This is a genomic window from Acidovorax sp. GW821-FHT10A04, from assembly GCF_059415825.1.
The window spans coordinates 1-21,168 of the sequence record NZ_JBWKNZ010000025.1; the positions used below are offsets into that span (position 1 = coordinate 1).

Below are 21,168 nucleotides of genomic sequence, written 5' to 3' on the forward strand. Positions count from 1 at the left end.
CAAATAGGTTTCTTCTACACCCTCTTGGCGACGCAAGAGAAAGTTACTGCGCCGCCGGGCGCACATCCCGGCCTCCGCCCTCAACCAAAGCAAAAAGCAACCATCACCCACGCTAAGCCACACGACGAAGCATGCTCCCCCCAATAAAGCACATGATCCCCACTGCAGGGCAAAAAAAGACCCCTGACAACACACAAAAGCCAACCCAACGAAAATACCCCCTCGCCGTCCGCAAGGACCGACGACGAACGACGAAAGCCCCGACCATGACCCTCACCCACTGGCTCCTTTTCTGCGGCGTCTCGCTGCTGATGTGCTTCACCCCCGGCCCGGCCGTGCTGCTGGCGGTGTCGAATTCGATGGACGTCGGGGCCCGGCGCACGGCCTTCAGTTCGGTGGGCAGTTCGGCGGGCATCTACGTGGTCTCGGGCCTGGCGATGATCGGCATGGGCGCCGTCCTCAGCATGTCGGCCAACGCCTTCCTGGTGATGAAGGTGGTGGGCGCGATGTACCTGGTCTGGCTGGGCGTCAAGCGCTGGCGCAGCAAGGATGCGCTGATCAGCAGCGATGCCGGCCAGGCCCCCACCGACCGGCGCGAGCGCAAGAACTGGCAGCTGGTGGCGCAGGGCATGGGCGTGTCGCTCACCAACCCCAAGGCCATTTTGTTCTTCTCGGCGCTGTTCCCGCAGTTCATCGTGCCGGGCCAATCGCTGTTCACGCAGTACCTGCTGCTGACCACGACCTTCGCCGTCTGCGCGCTGATCTCGCACGCCTTCTACGTGGCGCTGATCTCGCTGGTCAAGCGCCATGTGGTGGCGCGTGCCAAGCTGTTCAATCGCATCGTGGGCGGTACCTTCATCGCGCTGGGGCTGGGCCTGCTGAACACGCGGCACAAGCTGGGCTGAAAATAGCCAGGTTCAAGCCACCTTCGGGCCAGGAGCGCCCGACTCCAGCGGCAGCCATAGCACGCAGCGCGTGCCAGCCGACGTACTGGCCCAGGACAGGCGCGCGCCAATGGCATCTGTCCGGCGCAACTGGTTCTTGAGCCCGCGGCCGCGCGCCTGCAGCGCGGCGTCCACGTCGAAGCCACGGCCGTCATCCAGCACGCGCACCTCGATCCCGCCCCCGTGCACCTCGCACTCGACCCGGATGCAGGAGGCCTGGGCATGCTTGACGATGTTGGCAAAGCACTCCTGCAGGATTCTGAGCAGGTGCAGCGCACTGGCGGCATCGAGCCATGGCACCAGGGGCACGTCCTGCACCTCCCAGCGCAAGGCCATGCCCAGGCCCTCCAGACGCGGCGCGAGCCGAAAGCGCAAGGTCGCCAGCAGCAAGAGCAGGTCGGCGTCCACGGGCTCCATGGAGTCGATGGCCAGCTTGAGGTCGTCCATGCACTCGGCCAGCACCTGGGCCAGCTCTTCGCTGCCGGCCTTGCCGTGCCGCACCAGGTGCAGTGCGCTGGTGAGCGATGAGCCCAGGCCGTCGTGCATGTCCTGCATCAGGCGCTGTCGCTCCTGCACCAGGGTCTCGCGGTGCTCTACGTCGCGCAGGCGTGCGTAACTTTGCGCCAGCTCGCCCTCGCGCTCGCGCAGGCGCTGCTCCAGGTGGGTATTCACGCGCTCCATGCCATCGATGGCGGCCAGGTAGCGGTGCAAGACGACGTAAGAAAAAATGAAAAACACGCCGATGTTGCTATAGGCCCCCAGGTACATGCCTTCCACGTTGACCAGCAGATTGCTTTGCAGCAGCCAGTCATAGCCGCCTGCCAGCAGGCTGATCAGGCCCCATCCCGCGAGCAGGCCTGCCTCCTTGGACCTGACGCGCCAGGCATCGAGGCACGCCATGGCGAAAAGCGTGGTTCCCAGCACAAGCAGCACGACGTACAGCAGCGGAGAAAGGAGAGCCGCGTTGGGCAGCGCGGGCACAATCGGCAGCGTCACGGCGCTCACCGCCGCGGTGATCGTGCAGGCCGTGATGGTAAGCCAGCGGTGGCGCACGCCATGCATGTAGAGCAGAAAGAAATGCGCGGTCAGCACCAACCAGAACAATGAACTGACAGTGATCCAGCCGAACCATTCATCGCTGATCGGCAGCCGCTGCCGGCTCACGAAATAGTGCAGCGTTCTCACGAACGCCACAGCGGACATCACGAAGAACAGCAGGTACAGCGCCTCCCGGCGCCGCCACACCCACACACCCAGGGCGAAGACGCCCGCGGCCAGGAAGGCGGCGCTGCTCATGGCCGGAAAGTCGGACTGCAGCCAGTAGCGCACCTGGTAGCGCCAGCCGATGGCCGCGCTGGAACCGACCCATGCGGTGGACAAAGCGGCGCCGGTTTGGCGCAGGCGCTGGCCGCGGATCTGTATCTCGCGCACGGCGGGCGCCCCGGCCGTGCCCTGCAGGGGGATCCACAGGGGCAGGTTCACGGCGTTCCACAGAAACTTCGCATCCGACTGGTAGAGCAGCCGTCCATCGGCGTAGATGGCGACCTGGCCGTCCGACTTCCAGCGCGGCAGGTACAGGTACAGGGGGCTGGCCTCCTCCTGCGCGAGCATGGGCACCGCCAGGCGGTACCAGACCTCCGTAGTCAGCGGCGGGTCCTGCGGCGGCTGCATCCGCACCTGCGGAGACTCGGCATAGGGCAGGTCGACCACCGTCCAGGCGCCGCCGGGCAGGTCAGCGCCCAGCACATAGGGCGGCGGCGTGAAGCCCAGGCTGGGGCGGCTGAACATCTGCGCCTTCCCGATGTGCACCGCCTTGTGCTCCCCGGGCAGTGCCTGCTGCGGGGGCTCGGAGGCCTGCAGCACACCGCCCCACAGCAGGCAGCATGCAAGAAAGGCAAGGCAGGCGGAACGCAGGACAGCGGCCACGGCGTCAGATGAGGCCCCGCGCACGCGCCTCGTAGATCGCCTCGGCCTTGGAGCGCACCTTGAGCTTGGCATAGGTGCGCCGCACGAAGGTGAGCACGGTGTGGTGCGACACCTCCAGCACCCGCGCGATCTCGTCGGCAGTGAAGCCCTTGGTGATGTACAGCAGCACCTCGCGCTCGCGGGCGGACAAGGTGACCACGTTGCTGGCGTCGGTGTCTGCATCGGCGTGGGCAGCAGCGGCCCCCGGTGCCGGCGCACCGGCCTGCTTGAAGCGCATGAGCACCTGCCGCGCGATCAGCGGGCTGATGGGGCTGCCGCCCGCGTGCAGGCTGCGGATCTCGCCCACGATGCGTTCGGGCATGCTGTCCTTGAGCAAATAGCCGCTGGCACCGGCTTCGATGGATTGCAGCACATGCGCCTCGTCGCCAAAGGCGGTGCTGACCATCACCGCGCAGGCGGGCCACAGCCGCGCGGCCGCGGCGATGGCCTCGATGCCCGAGCCATCGGGCAGGCCCAGGTCGACCAGCAGCACGTCGGCCGCCGGCCCGTCGTTCAAGGCGCACAGCCCCCGCGCCAGCGTATCGGCCACCCAGAGCAGGCGCATGTCGTCCGTCTGGCGGATCGCCGAGGCGACGGCGGCCTGGAACTGAGGATCGTCCTCCACGATGGCAATCCGGATGGTAGCGGGGCTGGCAATGGCTGCGGGCATGGGGCGGGCGTGAATGAAAGCTCTCGGCGACAACAGGAGCTGCGGAGTTTCCCACAGCGCTCGCATCTGCGCTGTCCCCAGTTCTAGGGACAAGGAGCACATTCCCCGCCCTGCCCGCCCTTGCTACGCACCCGCCAAAGCCACTGCATCCGCTCCCGCCGGCAGGCGCATCGGCGCCGCCCCATCGGTCACCGCACGCCACACCGCCTCGGCCACGTCCTGCGCATGGGTGACGGGCGTGGACGTATCGCGCACCGCGGCGTACACGCCGTCGCGGAACTCCGCATACGCCGCTGGCACGCTGCCGACCATGCGCGGCAGCGCGTTCTGGCCAAAGCGGGTGCCGGGCGCGCGGCCGGGCAGCACCAGGCGGGCGCGCACGTTGAAGGGCGCCAGCTCCAGCGCCAGCGATTCGGTGAAGGCATTCACTGCCGCCTTGCTGCCGGTGTAGACCGACAGCAGGGGCAGCGGCAGCAGCGTGACGCTGGAGGTGACGTTGACCACCACCCCTGCCCGGCGCTCGCGCATCTGCGGCAGCACGGCCTGGGCCATGGCGATGGTGCCCAGCACGTTGGTCTCGAATACTTCCCGGGCGTGGGCCATGGCAATGCCTTCCAGCGGCGCCAGCACGCCGATGCCGGCGTTGTTGACCAAGGCGTCGATGGGGCCCGCCTCGGCAATGCACCGGCGGATGCTGTCGGCATCGGCCACGTCGAGCGCAAGCACGCGCAGGCGGTCCGATGCGGGAAACAGATCCTCCCGCGGCGTGCGCATGGTGGCGATGACGCGCCAGCCCCGGGCCAGGAAGAAGCGCGCGGTCTCGAGGCCGAAGCCCGACGAGCAGCCGGTGATGAGGACGGTGGAGGAGTGGGTGGACGGGTGGGTGGCAGGCATGGGGCAAGGGCTCCGTTGTTTGGCGATGGCTGCATGGTAGGAACGCCGGCCTGGATTGAATACACTCGCCCGTCCATCGTTTTGTCGAAAGCGTCCAGTCCCGTGAGCACCCCGGCCGTCGATCCCCTGGCGGAAGTCGTCGCGCTGCTGCAGCCCGCGGCGCCGTTCTCCAAGCTGGTGGTGGCCTCGGCCCCCTGGGCCGTACGGCGCAGCGAGACGGGGCGGCCGTTCTACTTCGTGGTGCTCGAAGGCAGCTGCCATCTGACCATCGACGGCCCCGGGCGCAGCGACACCCTCACGCTGCAGCAGGGCGACTTTGCGCTGATCCCCGCTGCGCGCAGCTTTGCCACCAGCAGCCTGTGCCGCGAGCCGCCGCGCGAGGGCGAAGCCGTGGCCACCCCCATCGCCCCCATGCCGGGCGGCGCCCGCGTGGGCGACCCGGCGGGCGCGGTGGACGTGCGCATGCTGGTCGGCAACTGCGTGTTCGAGTCGCCCGACGCGGCCCTGCTGGTGCCGCTGCTGCCGCAGTGGCTGCACGTGCGCGGCGAGCGGCGCCTGGCCACCCTCGTCGAGCTGGTGGGCGACGAAACGCGCAGCGACCGACCCGCGCGCCAGATCGTGATGGCGCGCCTGCTCGAGGTGCTGCTGATCGAGGCACTGCGCTCCTCGGCCCGCACCCTGGCCGCGCCCGGCCTGGTGCGCGGCCTGGCCGACCCCCAGCTGGCGCTGGCACTGCGCCGCATGCACGAGCACCCGGGCGAGCCATGGACCATGGCCCGGCTGGCGCAGGAGGCGGCCATGTCGCGCAGCGCTTTCTTCGGGCGCTTTCACCGTGCGGTGGGCATCGCGCCCATGGAATACCTGCTGGCCTGGCGCATGGCGCTGGCCCGGCAGATGCTGCGGCACGGCGCGCTGGCGATGGCCCGGATCGCCGAGCAGGTGGGTTACAGCTCGGTCAGCACCTTCGGCGTGGCCTTCACCCGGCACGTGGGCATGCCGCCGGGGCGGTATGCCAAGGAACAGGCGGCCGGCAGCGCGGCCTAGAGAGTGGTGCCGCCATGCTCGCATTCCCTGAGGTACTGGCCAGGGCTGAATCCTAAAATGGCGCCACCTGCCGCACAGGCAGCACCATCCCCACCGCAGGGAGGAAAACACCGATGTCCGCATCCCTCTTCGCCGCCATGTTCTTCACGGTGGCCCTGCTCGTCACCACGGCCTACTTCATCATGGGCTCCATCCCGCTGCTGGTGCTCAAGCACGATACGCCGCTCGACGCGCGCTTCGTGCGCGGCTTCTTCAACCTGTACTACCGCGCGGCGCTGGTGACGGCCACCGCCACCGCGATCAGCTTTGCAGCGGCAGGCCGACCGGGCATCGCCGCCGGTGCGGCCGCGCTGGCGGTGCTGGCCATCGTGCTGCGCCGCCAGGTCATCCCCAAGATGGACGCGCTGGGCGCGCAGATACAGTCGTCGACCGACTACGTGACGGCCATCCCGGGCTTTCGCAGGACGCACCTCACGGCCATCCTGATCAACATCGTGCAGCTGGCGGCCATCGTCTGGACGCTGATCGCCTTCAGCAAATAACGAGCAAGAAAGAGTCACCCCTCCGATGGCAGCCGTAATCGTAGACCCCACCAAGGTGCATGAGTTTGCCGACGCAAAGGCCTTCTACACCTGGCTCGGCCACCACCACGACCAGGAAACCGAGGTCTGGATCAAGATCCACAAGCTCGCCTCGGGACTGCCCTCGATCACGCCCAAGGAAGCCATCGACGTGGTGCTGTGCTGGGGCTGGATCGACGCCATTCGCAAGGGGCTTGACGGCACCAGCTACCTGCAGCGCTACACCCCGCGCGGCAAGAAGAGCGTGTGGAGCAAGATCAATGTCGACAACGTGGCGCGGCTGGTCAAGGAAAAGCGCATGACGCCGCACGGCCTGGCGCATGTCGACGCGGCCAAGGCCGATGGCCGCTGGGACCGCGCCTACGGCAGCGGCAAGGACCTGAAGATCCCCGACGACCTGCAGGCCGCCATCGACGCCCACCCCCAGGCGCGCAAGATGCTGCCCACCCTGACCGAGCAGAACCGCTTCGCGCTGGCGTTTCGGGTGCACAACCTCAAGACCGAGGCGGGGCGCAGGAAGAAGATCGAGGCCTTCGTGGAGATGCTGGCGCGCGGGGAGACCATCTACCCGCAAGGCAAGAAGGCCAAAGAGGCAAAGGAGGTCAAGGAGGCCTCCTGAACCCCTTGGCTCACGCCGCCTCGCGCGCCCTGCCCCGCGCGGCCTGGATGTCGCGCACCGGCGGCAGGCCGAACAGGCGCCCGTACTCGCGCGTGAACTGGGGCACGCTCTCGTAGCCCACGGCAAACGCGGCCGTGCTGGCGCTGGCACCCTCGGACAGCATCAGCCGGCGCGCCTCGATCAGGCGCAGCTGCTTTTGGAACTGCAGGGGCGACAGCGAAGTGACCGCCCGAAAGTGCTGGTGGAAGGACGAGGGGCTCATGTCCGCCAGCGCGGCCAGGCTTTCCACCGGCAGGGCCTGGGCAAAATCGGTGCGCAGCACGGCCACCGCGCGGGCCACGCGCTGGGCGTGGCTGCCGGGCCAGCCCAGGCGGCGGATGGCGGCACCGTGGCGGCCGGCCAGCAGCCAGTAGTGCAGCTCGCGCACCAGCGGGGCGTGCAGCAGGGGCACGGCCTCGGGCCGCTCCAGCAGACGCATGAGGCGCAGGGCCACATCGGCCACCTCGCTGTCGGTGGGGTCCACGCGCACGGGGGAGTGGTCGCCCAGGGGGGCGGCGCCCATCTGGGCCGACAGGTCCGCGATCACCGGCAGGTTCAGCTCCAGCGCGATCGACAGGTAGGGCGCGGCCGCGCTGGCGCGGGTGATCTGGCTCACGGTGGGCACGTCGGCCGTGATCAGCAGCGACTCGCCCGCTGTGAACTCGAAGGTCTGCGGCCCCATGGTCACCTGCTTGCTGCCCTGCAGCACCAGGCAGATGAGCGGGTGCGAGATGGCGTGCAGCAGCCCGCTGGGCTCGGTGGCGCGCACCAGCGTCATGCCCGGGATGGGGGTCGGCTGCACACCGGGCTGGCGGGCATGGGCATCGGTGTACCGGGCCACGGCCTGGAACAGCAGAGAAGGTGACGTCATGTGCCGAGCGTAACGCTTTGTAGGAGCTTTGGCATTGATTTTGGAGAATCAGGCAAGGATTGGCGTGGTTTGCGCAACACGCCCGGGGGGCGGCGCCAGACACTGGATTCCGTTCAACAAGGAGCCCCCGCATGACATCCAGCACCCGCACCCCAGCCACCATCACCCTCGTCACCGGCGCCAGCCGCGGCCTGGGTCGCAACACCGCCCTCGCCATTGCGCGCACCGGCGGCGACGTGGTCGTCACCTACCACAGCCAGGCCGGCGAAGCCCAGGCCGTGGTCACCGAAATCCAGGCCCTGGGCCGCCAGGCCGTGGCCCTGCAGCTGGACACGGGCGACGTGGCCAGCTTCGCAGGCTTCACCGAGCGCCTGCGCGCCGCACTGCAGGCCACCTGGCAGCGCGACCGCATCGACCACCTGGTGAACAACGCCGGCCATGGCGACTACGCCAGCTTCGCCGAGACGACGGAGGCCCAGTTCGACCGCCTGGTCGACGTGCATTTCAAGGGCGTGTTCTTCCTCACGCAGGCGCTGCTGCCCCTGGTGGCCGATGGCGGGCGCATCGTGAACTTCTCCACCGGCCTCACGCGGCTGACCCTGCCGGGCTATGCCGCCTACGCAGCCGCCAAGGGCGCCGTGGAGGTGCTCACGCGCTACCTGGCCAAGGAGCTGGGCGCGCGCGGCATCGCGGTGAACACCGTGGCGCCCGGCGCCATCGAGACCGATTTTGGCGGCGGCGCGGTGCGCGACAACCCCGCGCTGAACCAGCAACTGGCCCAGCTCACGGCCCTGGGTCGCGTCGGCCTGCCCGACGATATCGGCCCCATGGTGGCCAGCCTGCTGGATGCCAGCAACCGCTGGGTCACGGCCCAGCGCATCGAGGTATCCGGCGGCCAAGCGCTTTGAGCGCCAGGGCGGCGGCAGGCCGCCCTGCCCCGCCTCAGCGCATCTGGACGGAACCCGAGACGGTCACCACCACCTGTGCCTTGCCCGCCTCCACCGGAACGGCGGAATCGGAGAAGGACGAAGCCTTGTTCGCCTCCATGGCCATCATGCGCGGGCGCGGGCCGGGGGACATCTCGTTGCTGTTCACGGCCACTTCGCGCAGGCTGTAGTTGGCAAAGCCGAAGCCCTTGGCCAGCTCGGCCGCGCGGGACTTGAACTGCTCGATGGCCTGGGTCTGGGCCTCGCCCTCGACCTTGGCGCGGGCCTCGCGCGACAGCGCGAAGGCCACCTGGCTGATGGCCATGGTCTGCACCTTGCCGGCGGTGGTGGTGATGCGCGAGAAGTCGCGCCCCTCCAGCACCAGCTCGGCACGGCCCTGCCAGCCGTTGATCTTGCCGTCCTTGGCATAGCGCGGGTACAGGCCGAAGGGGCCCGTGCGCACATCGAGCTGCCCGGGCTGGGCGTTGCGCTTGGCCTCGGCCAGCGCGGCATCGAGCGCTTGCTTGAGCTGGGCCTGCACGGCGCCGGCGTCGGCGCCCTCCTTGCTGGTGCCAAGGGTGACCACCAGCAGGTCCTGCTGCGCCTCCACGGTGCCCGTGGCCGACAACTGCACCACATTGCGCAGCTCCTGCGGGGCCGTGGCCTGGGCCATGGCGGTGCCGGCACAGGCCAGCAGGGCGGCGGTGGCGATCAGGCGGGTGGTGATTTTCATGGGGGTGGAACCTTCGTCAAACAATGATGGCGCCACGATAACCGCTGGCGCCTACCCCACCGTGAAGCAGGTGCCGCAACTGTGCGAAGCTCCGCAAAACTTGTAACAGTTGGTCAAACATACCCCCAAAAACCGAACTTTGCGGCTCCAAGTAGTCAGAATCGGCTCTGTTACAAATTGGACTTGGGATCAACATGGCCACAACAACCAACCGCACCGACAAGATTCTCGTCGTGGACGACGACGCTCGCATCCGCGATCTGCTGCGCCGCTACCTCACGCAGGAAGGCTTCGAGGTGATGGTCGCCGAAGACGGCAAGGCGCTCAACCGCCTGCTGCTGCGCGAAACGGTGGACCTCATCGTGCTCGATCTGATGATGCCCGGCGAAGACGGCCTGTCCATCTGCCGCCGCCTGCGCGCGGCCAACGACCGCACGCCCATCATCATGCTCACCGCCAAGGGCGAGGACGTGGACCGCATCGTGGGCCTGGAAGTGGGTGCCGACGACTACCTGGGCAAGCCCTTCAACCCCCGCGAGCTGCTGGCCCGCGTGCACGCAGTGCTGCGCCGCCGCCCTGCGCAGGAGGCACCGGGTGCCCCCTCGGGCGACAACGAGGTGGTGAACTTCGGCCCCTTCACGTTCGATCTGGGCACCCGTGCCCTGCAGCGCAGCGGTGAAGAGCTGCCCCTGACCACGGGCGAGTTTGCCATGCTCAAGGCCCTGGTGCGCCACCCGCGCCAGCCGCTGTCGCGCGAAAAGCTGGCCCTGCTGGCCCGCGGCCGCGAGTTCGAGCCCTTCGACCGCAGCCTGGACGTGCAGGTCTCACGCCTGCGCAAGCTGGTCGAGGTGGACGCTGCCGCACCGCGCTACATCCAGACCGTGTGGGGCGTGGGCTACGTGTTCGTGCCGGACGGCACGAGCTGATAATCGAGGGATATGTCCATTTCCGGCGCCAAGGGGCGGTCTGCACCGCGCCCTTCTCCCTCCGTGACCGCGCCGACCGAAGCCACCAGCCCGGCCCCGCTCGAAGCGGTGCGCCTGGCGCGCGAGCAAAAGGCGCGCGTGGGGCTCAACCTCTTCTGGCGCACCTTCTTCCTGCTGGCCTTGCTGCTGGTGGGCAGCATCCTGGCGTGGCTGCAGACGCTGCGCGCGCTCGAATTCGAGCCGCGCACGCTGCACACCGCGCAGCAGATCGCCTCGCTGGTCAACCTGAGCCGCGCGGCGCTGGTGCATTCGGACGCCATCGCGCGCGTCTCGCTCATCAAGACCATGGCCGACCAGGAGGGTGTGCGCATCCTGCCGCGCGAGCCCAAGGACCAGTTCGCCCTGCTCGACGGCACGGCCCTGGGCAACCGCCTCACCGACGAGCTCACCCAGCGCCTGGGGCCTGACACCATCGTGGCCCAGAGCGTCAATGGCGAGCCCGGCCTGTGGGTGGGCTTCAACATCAACGGCGACCCCAACTGGCTGCTGATGGACCGCTCGCGCTTCAGCCCCGCAGGTGGGCGCACCTGGCTGATCTGGCTCATCACCGCAGGCGCGCTGTCGCTGGCCGGTGCGGCGGCCATTGCGCGGCTGATCAACCGACCGCTCAAGCAGCTGTCGTACGCGGCCAACCGCGTGCGCGACGGCGACTTCGCCGCCAGCCATCTCGATGAGGAGGTGGTCACCAGCGAGATCCGCGAGGTGAACATCGGCTTCAACCGCATGGCGCAAAAGCTCGCCAAGCTCGAGCAGGACCGCGCGGTGATGCTGGCCGGCATCTCGCACGACCTGCGCACGCCGCTGGCGCGCCTGCGCCTGGAAACCGAGATGAGCGTGAACGACGACGTGGCACGCGAGCACATGGTGGCCGACATCGTGCAGCTCGACGCCACCATCGACAAGTTCCTCGACTACGCGAGGCCCGACCACGTGACGCTCACGCCGGTCAACCTGCATGCCGTGGTCTCGTCGTGCGTGTACGCCGTGCAGGACCACCGCGAGCTGCAGATCAGCATGACCATCCCCGAGGACCTGAACGTGCTGGCCGACGAGGTGGAGCTGGCCCGCGTGATCTCCAACCTGCTGGAGAACGCGCGCCGCTATGGCAAGGGCGACGACACCGGCGTGGCCAACGTGGACATCGCCGCCAAGGGCCGCGAGAACTGGGTGCTGGTGAAGATCCGCGACCACGGCATGGGCGTGCCGCCCGAGCAGCTGTCCAACCTGACCAAGCCCTTCTTCCGCGGCGACTCGGCCCGCACCGCCGCGGCCGGCGCGGGTCTGGGCCTGTCCATCGTGGACAAGACGGTGCAGCGCATGGGCGGCATCTTCGCGCTGGCCAACTCCAGCACCGGCGGCCTGGTGGCCCACATCCAGCTGCAGCGCGCCAGCGAGCTGCCCGATGGGGTGGACCCCAAGCAGCGCCTGCAGCGCCCCGCCGTCAAGCGCCAGCTGCCGCGCCGCAGGGCGGAGGACAAGGTGTAGGCAGCGGCAGTCCCCACAGCGGGCCACCCACAGTTCACGGCGGTGGTCCCGAGCCCGCAGGGCTTGCTGCGCATCTGGCTGCCGGTCACCTTTGGCAGACGACCGGTTGCGCCGCACTTCCCCGCCTTTCTTCGAGAGCACCCCAGGAAGGACAGCAGCGAACCGTCAGGCCTGCCGGCTCGCTGTCGGCCGACAACTCCGAGCCACTGTTGCAGGCAGCGATTGCAGGTGCAGGCATCGTCCTCCACCCGACTGGCTGGCCAGTGCTGCCGTGCCAGAAGGCACACTGGTTCAGATACTGACCGAGTGGCAGGGATGGGGCGGAGGGGGCATCTACGCGGTGATGCATCCGGGGCGATTGATCCCCGCCAAAACGCGCTTGTTTGTGGACGGAATCAGCGCAGCGGTCCAGGCAGGGCTGGACCAGCTCGATCTGAGCCTGCGATTTGCATGGCTCCAGAATCCACGAGCCTGTGCACGAACGCGGAGCAGCAGACCCTGGCGATCGCAAACATCCGTTTGGAAGAGCGCTTTCTCTGTGGGCACACCCAGGCCGCAGGATCATTCAACTCGCACAATTTTTTACGATACTGATCGTTACACCGCCCCCTGGACGCACCGTCCTTGAGCCGCCATTGCGAAGCGATGCATCGCAGGCTCCTGCCCAGATCGTCTGCTCCGTCCCTCTCTCAACGTCAACATGGTTGCAACCATTCTCGTCGGCATGCTGTGCGCACACCTGCTGTGCTTTTCGGTGATGTTCTGGCTCGTCAGCAGACGCCTGCACGGCAAAAAGATGGGGATGGACATTTTTGCGATAGGCAACCTTCTCCTGGGCTTTGCCTATGTGCTGCAACTGGCTGAAGGAGCCCCCGCCTGGAGCCTGATGAGCGTCGTCAATCACACCTTCACATTGGCCTCACCAGCGGCTTACTGGCTGGGTGCCATGCGTTTCTTTGGGCACCATGTCCCTGTGTGGCGCCCAATGCTGGCAGTGGCTGCGACCTACAGCGCAGTGCAGGTGCTGGTGCAGTGGGGACTGGGCCCGGTTGCCCGCCACGCCATGCTCTCCGGCATGTCTGCGCTGCTGTTCCTGGCCATGGTCATCACCGTGGTCTATGGCGTGCGCACATTCGCCAGGGATCTGTACGCGGAGATGGTATTTTTTGCAGCCCTCATCGGCGGCATCTGCGTACTCAATGCGCTCAAGTTCGTGAAACTTCTGGATGACGGCCTGGATGCACTGCAGATGGACGGCAGTTTTCAACTGGTGTTCTACATCTACATGTCGTCCCTGGCCACAGTCTTGCCACCTTCGATCATTTGGCTGGTACTGCGCCGCTTGACCGATGAGCTGCGCAACACCGCTGCGCGTGACCCCCTGACACAGTTACTCAACCGCCGCGGACTCACGGAAGCGCTACAGCTGTATTTCAACTCCCGCAAGGCCGAGCCTGCGCACCTGCTGCTGGTTGACGTCGACCACTTCAAACGCATCAACGATACCCATGGCCACCAAATCGGAGATACCGTGCTGCGCCATATGGCGGAGGTACTTCGGTACGCTGTGCGCCGGGGCGACCTGGCAGGCCGTATCGGTGGAGAAGAATTCCTGGTCATCTGCCTGGACTCCGACGTTCACGGCGTCAGGCACTTGGCCGAGCGCTTGCGCGCAGCCATCGAAAATCAAGCAATCCATACCGCTGGCACGGCCCACCCACTGCACTGCACGGTCACGATTGGGGTTTCCAACCCATTCGCTGGCGCACATGCCTTCGAGGACGCCATGCGAGAAGCCGACGCCGCCCTCTACAGAGGCAAAGCCGCTGGACGCAACCGGATCGAATGGCCCCCGAGCGCTCACGAAAATCAACCCACCCAGAGCGCAAGCACATCCACAACGCGCCCGATCGACACGGTGGTCTAGCCAGGGTCCCGAGGCAGTTGAGTCCCGGGAGTGCGCGGTAGGTGCGACCGCCCCACCTGGATCAGGTCAGCCCACCTCACGCAGCGACGCCCTGAGGATCTTGCCCACCGGTGACTTGGGCAGCTGCTCGCGGAACACGATCTGCCGCGGCACCTTGTAGGCCGTGAGCTGGGTACGGCAGTGGCGCTCCACGTCCTCGGCCGTGAGCGCCGGGTTGCGCGGCACGACGAAGGCGCGCACGGCCTCGCCGGTGCCGGCGTCGTGCACGCCGATGACGGCGGCCTCGGCGATGTCGGGGTGGGCGGCCAGCACGTCTTCCACCTCGTTGGGGTAGACGTTGAAGCCGGACACCAAAATCATGTCCTTCTTGCGGTCCACGATGCGGATGAAGCCGCCCTCCTCCAGTTGCGCAATGTCGCCCGTGTGCAGCCAGCCGTCCCGGATCGCGCTGGCACTGTCTTCCTGCGCATGCAGGTAGCCGGCCACGACCTGCGGCCCCTGTACCAGCAGCTCGCCGCGCTCGCCCTGGGGCAGATCGCGCCCCTGGTCATCGACGATGCGCACGCGGCAGCCCGGCATGGGCACGCCCACGGTGCCCAGGCGCGGCGTGGCCGAAGGCGGGTTGCACGAGACGATGCACGAGGTCTCGGTCATGCCATAGCCCTCCAGGATGGGGCAGACCACGGCCTGCCAGGCCTGCGCGGTCGAGCTGCGCAGGGCCGTGCCGCCCGAGAAGGCATAGCGCAGTTGGGGTGGCCTGGCCTGGAACCAGGGCTCGGCCAGCAGGCCGGCAAACAGCGTGTCCACGCCGGCAGTCCACTGCACGTCGAACTGCTCGAAGGTCTTTTGCAGGTTTGACATGGGGCGCGGGTTGGGCACCAGCAGGTTGCGTGCACCGACCTGAAAGAACACCAGGAAGTTCACCATGAAGGCGAACACGTGGTACATGGGCAGCACGGTGAGCATGGTCTCGCCCTGCTTCGGCCCGTCGTAGGCGTCCAGGAAATCGCGCGTGATGCGCAAGGTGGCCAGGATGTTGCCGTGCGTGATCACCGCCCCCTTGCTGCGCCCGGTGGTACCGCCCGTGTACTGGTACACCGCCACGGGGTGGCTGCGGCGCTCGACGGGCGCCAGCGCCTGGCCGCGCACCAGCGCATCGGCCATGCGCGGCAACGGCGCTGCGGCGGGGTCGGCAGGCCCGGCCATCTTGGCGCGGATGGCCGATGCCACCGGTTCCTCAAAGAAGTCCCACAGGCTGGCCGTGATCACGGGCAGGCCCAGCGCCTCGGCCACAGGCTGTGCCACCGGCAGGAACAGGTCGCACACCAGCAGCAGCTTGGCGCCGCTGTCTTCGAGCTGCAGGCGCAGCTCGCGCCCGGTGTACAGCGGGTTCACGTTGGTCACGATGAGCCCGGCCTTCCACGCACCGAACACCGCAATCGGGTAGTGCAGGCAGTTGGGCATCTGCAACGCGAGCACATCGCCTGCCTGCAGCCCTTGCTCGCGCACCAGCCAGGCGGCAAAGGCGTCCGACAGCGCATCGACCTCTCGAAAGCTGCGAACCACATTCGCGCCCGTGGGCAGCACGAAGGTGAAGGCGGGCTGGTCCCCATGGTCGGTGGCGGCCTGCGTGGCCAGGTGCGCGGCATTGGCGGGCAGTGCCGCCAGGTCCAACTGGTAGTTGCGCAGGGCCTCGGGGTAGGACCCTTCCCAGGGCGAGGACGCTGGCGGTGCGGCGGTGGCGGTCATGGGCTTGTCTCCTGTCTCTTTTTTTATGAACGCATCAGGCCTTGGCTTTGAACGCTGGCAGCTTGTCACCCAACCGCGCGCCCATCTCCGCGCCCAGCGCCTGCAGGCCGCTCAGGGGGCGCACCATGACTTCGAACTCTGTTATCTGGCCCTGCTCGTTGAAGCGCACCAGGTCGATCCCCTTGAGCTGCTTGTCGCCCACGCGGGCGCTGAACTCCAGCACGATGTTCAGGCCGTCGTCGGTGGCCAGCTGGCGGTGGTAGGTGAAGTCTTCGAACACCTGGATCACGGTGGACAGGGCCAGCATCAGCGCCGGGGCCGAGGTGTAGGCCGTGTTCGCCATGGGCGAGCGGAACACCGCATCGGGGTGCACGATGGAGAGCAGGTTCGACAGGTCGCGGCTGGCCACCATGTGGTGCCAGGTGTCGAGCGAGCGGGCAACGGCGGGGTGGATGTTCTTCGGGGCTTCGGTCATGGGATGTCTCCTCGGGTGGTTCTCAACAAAATCAGATCGCGGCTGCGAGCGTCGTGCCCTGCAGGATGGCGCGCTTGGCATCGAGCTCGGCGGCCACTTCGGCGCCGCCGATGAGGTGCGCGCTCTGGCCCGCGGCCAGCAGCGCGTCGTACAGTTCGCGCAGCGGCTCCTGGCCGGCGCAGACGACGATGTGGTCGACATCAAGCAGGCGCGGCTGGCCGTCGATGGTGATGTGCAGGCCGGCGTCGTCCACGCGCTCATAGGCCACGCCCGAGCTCATGCCCACATTGCGCGCCTTGAGCGAGGTGCGGTGGATCCAGCCCGTGGTCTTGCCCAACTGGTCGCCGACCTTGCTGGCCTTGCGCTGCAGCAGGTGCACTTGGCGCGCGGGCGCCTCCACCTGCGCGGCGCGCAGGCCGCCGGCCTGGGCATATCCGGTGTCGATGCCCCATTCGTCGTTGAACTTGGCGGGTGCCAGCGCGCCGCTCTCGCCTTCGTGCGTGAGGTACTCGCCCACGTCGAAGCCGATGCCGCCCGCGCCAATCACGGCCACGCGCTGGCCCACAGGTTTTTTTTCGCGCAGCACGTCCAGGTAGCTCAGCACCTTGGGGTGGGTGATGCCCTCGATATCGGGCGTGCGCGGCCGGATGCCGGTGGCCACCACCACCTCGTCATAGCCCTGGCCGGCCAGCTCCTGCGCGTCCACGCGGGTGTTCAGGCGCACCTCCACACCATGCAGCTCCAGCTGGCGGCGGTAGTAGCGCAGGGTCTCGTAGAACTCCTCCTTGCCCGGCACCTGCTTGGCGATGTTGAGCTGGCCTCCGATCTCGCTGCCCGCATCGAACAGCACCACCGCATGGCCGCGTTGCGCGGCCGTGACGGCAAAGCTCAGGCCTGCGGGGCCGGCGCCGACCACGGCGATGCGCTTCTTCGCCGCCGCGGGCGCGATGACCAGCTCCGTCTCGTGGCAGGCACGGGGGTTGACCAGGCAGCTCGTGATCTTGCCGCCGAAGGTATGGTCCAGGCAGGCCTGGTTGCAGGCGATGCAGGTGTTGATCTCGTCGGCCCGGCCCTGGCGCGCCTTGCGCACGAAGTCGGCATCGGCCAGCAGCGGCCGCGCCATGGAGACCATGTCGGCACAGCCCTCGGCCAGCAGGCGCTCGGCCACCTCGGGCGTGTTGATGCGGTTGGAGGTGATGAGCGGTATGCCCACCTGCCCCATCACCTGCTTCGTCACCCAGGCGTAGGCCGCGCGCGGCACCTTGGTGGCGATGGTGGGGATGCGCGCCTCGTGCCAGCCGATGCCGGTGTTCAGGATGGTGGCGCCCGCCGCCTCGATGGCCTGGGCGAGCTCGATCACCTCGGCCAGCGTGGAGCCGCCCTCCACCAGGTCGAGCATGGACAGGCGGTAGATGATGATGAAGTTCGGCCCCACGCGCTCGCGCGTGCGCCGCACGATCTCGACCGGAAAGCGCATGCGGTTGGCATAGCTGCCGCCCCAGGCGTCGTCGCGCTGGTTGCTGCGCGGGGCGATGAACTCGTTGATCAGATAGCCCTCGGAGCCCATGACCTCCACACCGTCGTAGCCCGCGTGCTGGGCCAGCGCGGCGCAGCGCGCGAAGTCTTCGATGGTCTGCTCCACCTCGTCGGCCGTGAGCGCATGCGGCACGTGGGGGTTGATGGGAGCGCGCAGCGCGCTCGGTGCCACCAGGTCGCGGTGGTAGGCATAGCGGCCGAAGTGCAGGATCTGCATCGCGATCTTGCCGCCCTCGGCATGCACCGCCTGCGTCACCTTGCGGTGCTGCTCGGCCTCGTGCTCGTTGACCAGCATGGCCCCGCCCTGCATGGGCCGGCCGCGCTCGTTGGGCGCAATGCCGCCGGTGACGATGAGCCCCACCTCGCCGCGCGCCCGCTCGGCATAGAAGGCGGCCATGCGCTCGAAGCCGTTGGCCACTTCTTCGAGCCCCACGTGCATGGAGCCCATGAGCACGCGATTTTTGAGCGTGGTGAAGCCCAGGTCCAGCGGGGCATGCAGGTGCGGGTAGGGGCTGCTGCCCAGCGGGGCCACAGCGGGTTTGAGGACAGCACTCATCGGGGTCTCCTTTGTGTTTATGCAACCAGTTGCACAAATATAGCCAGCATCCCGCATTTATGCAACTGGTTGCATAAACAATGGAGAGCGCCCCCGATTCAGGCAAGATGGCGAATTCCGCAATCGTCCTTCGCGCGTTTTTCCTTCCGATGTCCCTGCCCCACGCCCTTCTCACCGCCCTGGTCGAACACCCCTGCTCGGGTTCGGAGCTTGCCGAGCGGTTCGACAAGTCCATCGGCTACTTCTGGCACGCCACGCACCAGCAGATCTACCGCGAGCTGGCGCGGCTCGAAGAAGCGCTCTGGATCGAGGCCCTGCCGGCCGAGACGGGCCGCGGCCGCAAGCGCCAGTTCCGCCTGCTGCCCGCGGGCCGCAAGGAGCTGCGCCGCTGGATCGCCGAGCAAAACGACCCCACGCCCCTGCGCGACGAACTCATGGTGCGCCTGCGCGCCGAGGCCGCCGTCGGCCCCACAGGGCTGGAGAAGGAAATCGCCCGCTTGCAGGCCATGCACCAGGACAAGCTGGCCGTCTACCAGCGCATCGAGCAGCGCGACTTCATGGGCAAGGAGCCGAGCCGCGAGCGCCGCCTGCAGCACCTGGTGCTCAAGGCCGGCATCCTGCAGGAAGAGCTGTCGCTGGCGATCTCGAAAGAGGCGCTGGAGATACTGGGCGCGCCCCCGCCCGCCTCCGGCGCCGCCTGATCACCCACCACCCGGACCACCATGGCGAACCTGTGGGAGTGCCCCCAATGCCAGCGCCAGTTCACCCGCAAGAACCAGCGCCATGCGTGTGGAACGGGTGAACGCAGCACCGTGCTGCGCAACCGGCCGCCCGAGGTCGTGGACCTGTACGGCGCGCTGGAGCGCTTCATGCAGTCCCTGGGCCCGGTGGAACTGGTGACGCGCGAGCGCTATGTGCTGTTCCGCAGCCAGCGCATCTTTGCCGATGCCGTCGTCATGGCCGACGCCGTTCGGCTGGCCATCCACCTGGGGCGCCAGGTGGACCACCCGCTGTTCATCAAGGTCGTGGCCGACAAAAAGCAGGTCACGCACGTGGCCAGGCTGCGCAGCCCGCACGACCTGGACGCCATGAAGCCGCTGCTGCAGGAGGCCTACACGCACTCCCTGGCCTGAGCGCCGCAGCGGCGTGAGAACCTGTTCACGATCAGGTTCCTAGAACGTTTCCCAGTCCTCTGTCTTTTCACCCGCCTTGGCAGGCAGCTTGGCGGCCGGCAGGGCGGGCGACCTGGCGGCAATGGCGCTGGCCGATGGCCTGCGCGTGCCGGGCGCGGGCACCGGCGCAAACCCCTGGCCGGCCTCGCTGCCCAGCTTGAACACGCTGACCGCCTCGACCAGGCGCGCGGACTGGTTGCTCAGGCTGTCCGCCGCGGCGGCCGATTGCTCGACCAGGGCCGCATTTTGCTGGGTGACCTGGTCGAGCTGGCTCACGGCATCGCTGACCTGGCTGATGCCCATGGTTTGCTCGGTGGTGGCGGCGCTGATGTCGCTGATCAGGTCGGCGACACGTTTGACCTGCGCGACGATGTCGCTCATGACGGCACCCGCATCGCCCACCTGGCGGGTGCCGGCCTCGATCTTTTCGACGCTGTCGCCGATCAAGGTCTTGATCTCCTTGGCCGCTGCCGCCGAGCGGCCCGCCAGGCTGCGCACCTCGGATGCCACGACCGCGAACCCGCGCCCCTGCTCGCCGGCACGGGCCGCCTCTACGGCCGCGTTGAGCGCCAGGATGTTGGTCTGGAAGGCGATGCCGTCGATGGTGCCAATGATGTCGGTGATTTTCCTGGAGCTGGCCGCGATCTCGTCCATGGTGCCCACCACCTGGCTGACGACGGCCCCGCCCTTGGTGGCGGCCGTGCTGGCCGACGAGGCCAGTTGCGTGGCCTGGCGGGCGGTCTCCGCATTCGACTGCACGGTGGAGGTCAGTTCCTCCATCGAGGCGGCGGTCTCTTCCAGGTTGCTGGCCTGCTCTTCGGTGCGCTGGCTCAGGTCCTGGTTGCCGGTGGCGATCTCGCTGGCCCCGGTGGCAATGCTGTCGCTGCTGGTGCGCACGGCGCCCACCACCGTGACCAGGCTTTCATTCATGGTCTTGAGGGCCTGCAGCAGCTGCCCGGTCTCATCGCGCGAGGTGACCTCGATCTGCGAAGTCAGGTCCCCCGACGACACGGTCTGCGCCACCTGCACTGCGCGTGCAATCGGCACCGTGATGGAGCGGGTGATGGCCCAGGCAGCCAGCACCCCCAGGGCGATGCCAATGGCGCACAGGGACAGCATCAGGATGCGCGCCACGCCATAGGCCGCCTCCGCCTCCTCGGCGGCCTTGGCGTTGAGGTGGTCCTCCAGGTCCGCCAGCTCGCCCAGGGTGTTCAGCCACAGCCTTTGCGGGGCCTGCAGCTGGTTCATCAAGACCCCCGTCGCCTCCTCGTTCTTGTTGGCCAGGCCGAGAGAGACCACCTTGTCGACGATGGGCGTCGTCGCGGCCTTCATCTCCTGGATCTTGGCAAAGAGATCCTTCTCTTCCTTGCTCGTACTGGCGATGTCCGTGAACATCTTGCCCAGCTTGTCTTGCGCTGTATCGTAGTTGCCGCGGTAGCGAGCCACTTCCTCGTTCACCTTGCGCATGGCCCCCTCGTCCGATAGCAGCACGATGTCCCGGCTCGCAATCGCGATCTGGTTGACCGCGATGCGCATGGCGACCGCAAGGCGTGCCTCTTGCGTGTTGATTTTCGCGATGTCGTCGAGCCGGTGCTGAACATCTCCCATTCGCGATATCCCGAGGGACGACACCCCCAGGAGCAGCGCAAGCATCAGACCAAAGCCGAGCGCCAGGCGCAGGCCAAGTTTGAGATTCCTGACGGTATTCATGACGTCTCCTCGTGGTGGAAGCCATGGCTGCACAACCCTGGGATTCAGCTACAGACTGTTACAGCCGGCAGAATCCATCGTACGCGCTGGCGCGGAAATGGAATGCGCAAAGATACTTACTTCGGCCTCTCCAGGTTCACGCTTGGGGCCTCGGTTGCCACGGCGGCGCCTTCTCCTACAAACCGGCCCCCACCTCCGTATCCGCAGGGATAGCCTTGCCGAAAGTGGGAGTTTCTAGGGGTTAACCCTTCTCAGTCGATATCCCTGCATCCGTCGAGAGGCGCTG

General features: G+C 67.6%; 19 protein-coding genes. 10 read left to right on the forward strand and 9 right to left on the reverse strand.

Annotation, left to right across the window (positions count from 1 at the left end; genetic code table 11):
- The first annotated feature begins 266 nt into the window (after positions 1–266).
- Complete coding sequence (locus tag AC07PF_RS32240) at positions 267–905, forward strand: LysE family translocator (protein ID WP_494614629.1); 639 nt, start codon at positions 267–269, stop codon at positions 903–905.
- 12 nt (positions 906–917) lie between these two features.
- On the opposite strand, the gene AC07PF_RS32245 is transcribed toward AC07PF_RS32240, so the two are convergent.
- From AC07PF_RS32245 to AC07PF_RS32255, 3 genes are all read right to left on the reverse strand, one after another.
- Positions 918–2,870: a sensor histidine kinase gene (locus AC07PF_RS32245; RefSeq protein WP_494614630.1), complete on the reverse strand. Its 1,953-nt coding sequence runs from the start codon at positions 2,868–2,870 to the stop codon at positions 918–920.
- Positions 2,871–2,874: 4 nt separating this feature from the next.
- The gene (locus tag AC07PF_RS32250) at positions 2,875–3,579 is read right to left on the reverse strand and encodes a response regulator transcription factor (RefSeq protein ID WP_007859599.1); all 705 of its coding nucleotides are present in this window, start codon (positions 3,577–3,579) and stop codon (positions 2,875–2,877) included.
- Positions 3,580–3,702: 123 nt separating this feature from the next.
- Positions 3,703–4,473 carry an SDR family oxidoreductase gene (locus AC07PF_RS32255; RefSeq protein ID WP_494614631.1) on the reverse strand — a complete coding sequence of 257 codons (771 nt, stop codon included), beginning with the start codon at positions 4,471–4,473 and terminating at the stop codon, positions 3,703–3,705.
- 102 nt (positions 4,474–4,575) lie between these two features.
- On the opposite strand from AC07PF_RS32255, the gene AC07PF_RS32260 reads away from it, so the two are divergent.
- From AC07PF_RS32260 to AC07PF_RS32270, 3 genes are all read left to right on the forward strand, one after another.
- A complete protein-coding gene (locus AC07PF_RS32260; protein WP_494614632.1) occupies positions 4,576–5,517 on the forward strand; it encodes an AraC family transcriptional regulator in 942 nt (313 codons plus the stop codon).
- A 113-nt stretch (positions 5,518–5,630) separates the two neighbouring features.
- Positions 5,631–6,059, forward strand: a complete 429-nt coding sequence (locus AC07PF_RS32265) for a hypothetical protein (RefSeq protein WP_494614633.1) — start codon at positions 5,631–5,633, stop codon at positions 6,057–6,059.
- A gap of 25 nt (positions 6,060–6,084) precedes the next feature.
- Positions 6,085–6,717, forward strand: coding sequence for a YdeI/OmpD-associated family protein (locus AC07PF_RS32270; protein WP_494614634.1), 633 nt, complete (start codon positions 6,085–6,087; stop codon positions 6,715–6,717).
- A gap of 10 nt (positions 6,718–6,727) precedes the next feature.
- Here the strand turns inward: AC07PF_RS32270 and AC07PF_RS32275 are convergent, their stop codons facing one another.
- Positions 6,728–7,627, reverse strand: a complete 900-nt coding sequence (locus AC07PF_RS32275) for an AraC family transcriptional regulator (protein WP_494614635.1) — start codon at positions 7,625–7,627, stop codon at positions 6,728–6,730.
- Between the two features lie 131 nt (positions 7,628–7,758).
- Here AC07PF_RS32275 and AC07PF_RS32280 point away from each other — a divergent pair, with 131 nt between their 5' ends.
- Positions 7,759–8,535, forward strand: a complete 777-nt coding sequence (locus AC07PF_RS32280) for an SDR family oxidoreductase (RefSeq protein ID WP_494614636.1) — start codon at positions 7,759–7,761, stop codon at positions 8,533–8,535.
- 34 nt (positions 8,536–8,569) lie between these two features.
- Here AC07PF_RS32280 and AC07PF_RS32285 read toward each other — a convergent pair whose 3' ends face one another.
- Positions 8,570–9,286 carry an SIMPL domain-containing protein gene (locus AC07PF_RS32285; RefSeq protein WP_494614637.1) on the reverse strand — a complete coding sequence of 239 codons (717 nt, stop codon included), beginning with the start codon at positions 9,284–9,286 and terminating at the stop codon, positions 8,570–8,572.
- 194 nt (positions 9,287–9,480) lie between these two features.
- On the opposite strand from AC07PF_RS32285, the gene ompR reads away from it, so the two are divergent.
- From ompR to AC07PF_RS32300, 3 genes are all read left to right on the forward strand, one after another.
- On the forward strand, positions 9,481–10,212 hold the full coding sequence (gene ompR, locus AC07PF_RS32290) for an osmolarity response regulator transcription factor OmpR (RefSeq protein WP_007859588.1): 732 nt from the start codon (positions 9,481–9,483) through the stop codon (positions 10,210–10,212).
- Between the two features lie 12 nt (positions 10,213–10,224).
- The gene (locus AC07PF_RS32295; RefSeq protein WP_108016536.1) at positions 10,225–11,757 is read left to right on the forward strand and encodes a sensor histidine kinase family protein; all 1,533 of its coding nucleotides are present in this window, start codon (positions 10,225–10,227) and stop codon (positions 11,755–11,757) included.
- Between the two features lie 700 nt (positions 11,758–12,457).
- Positions 12,458–13,684: a GGDEF domain-containing protein gene (locus AC07PF_RS32300; RefSeq protein ID WP_494614638.1), complete on the forward strand. Its 1,227-nt coding sequence runs from the start codon at positions 12,458–12,460 to the stop codon at positions 13,682–13,684.
- A 66-nt stretch (positions 13,685–13,750) separates the two neighbouring features.
- On the opposite strand, the gene AC07PF_RS32305 is transcribed toward AC07PF_RS32300, so the two are convergent.
- From AC07PF_RS32305 to AC07PF_RS32315, 3 genes are read right to left on the reverse strand one after another with little or no spacing between them, the layout of a single operon-like run.
- The gene (locus AC07PF_RS32305; RefSeq protein ID WP_494614639.1) at positions 13,751–15,433 is read right to left on the reverse strand and encodes a long-chain-fatty-acid--CoA ligase; all 1,683 of its coding nucleotides are present in this window, start codon (positions 15,431–15,433) and stop codon (positions 13,751–13,753) included.
- Between the two features lie 34 nt (positions 15,434–15,467).
- Positions 15,468–15,908, reverse strand: coding sequence for a nuclear transport factor 2 family protein (locus AC07PF_RS32310; RefSeq protein WP_007854945.1), 441 nt, complete (start codon positions 15,906–15,908; stop codon positions 15,468–15,470).
- A 31-nt stretch (positions 15,909–15,939) separates the two neighbouring features.
- Entirely contained in the window at positions 15,940–18,000 is a 2,061-nt protein-coding gene (locus AC07PF_RS32315) for a 2,4-dienoyl-CoA reductase FMN-binding domain-containing protein (protein WP_494614640.1), read from the reverse strand.
- 149 nt (positions 18,001–18,149) lie between these two features.
- Between AC07PF_RS32315 and AC07PF_RS32320 the strand changes: the two genes are divergently transcribed.
- Together AC07PF_RS32320 and AC07PF_RS32325 are read left to right on the forward strand one after the other, a co-directional pair.
- Positions 18,150–18,701, forward strand: a complete 552-nt coding sequence (locus AC07PF_RS32320) for a PadR family transcriptional regulator (RefSeq protein ID WP_494614641.1) — start codon at positions 18,150–18,152, stop codon at positions 18,699–18,701.
- 21 nt (positions 18,702–18,722) lie between these two features.
- Positions 18,723–19,133, forward strand: a complete 411-nt coding sequence (locus AC07PF_RS32325) for a DUF5655 domain-containing protein (RefSeq protein ID WP_494614642.1) — start codon at positions 18,723–18,725, stop codon at positions 19,131–19,133.
- 39 nt (positions 19,134–19,172) lie between these two features.
- Here AC07PF_RS32325 and AC07PF_RS32330 read toward each other — a convergent pair whose 3' ends face one another.
- Complete coding sequence (locus AC07PF_RS32330) at positions 19,173–20,882, reverse strand: methyl-accepting chemotaxis protein (protein ID WP_494614643.1); 1,710 nt, start codon at positions 20,880–20,882, stop codon at positions 19,173–19,175.
- Positions 20,883–21,168 lie beyond the last annotated feature (286 nt).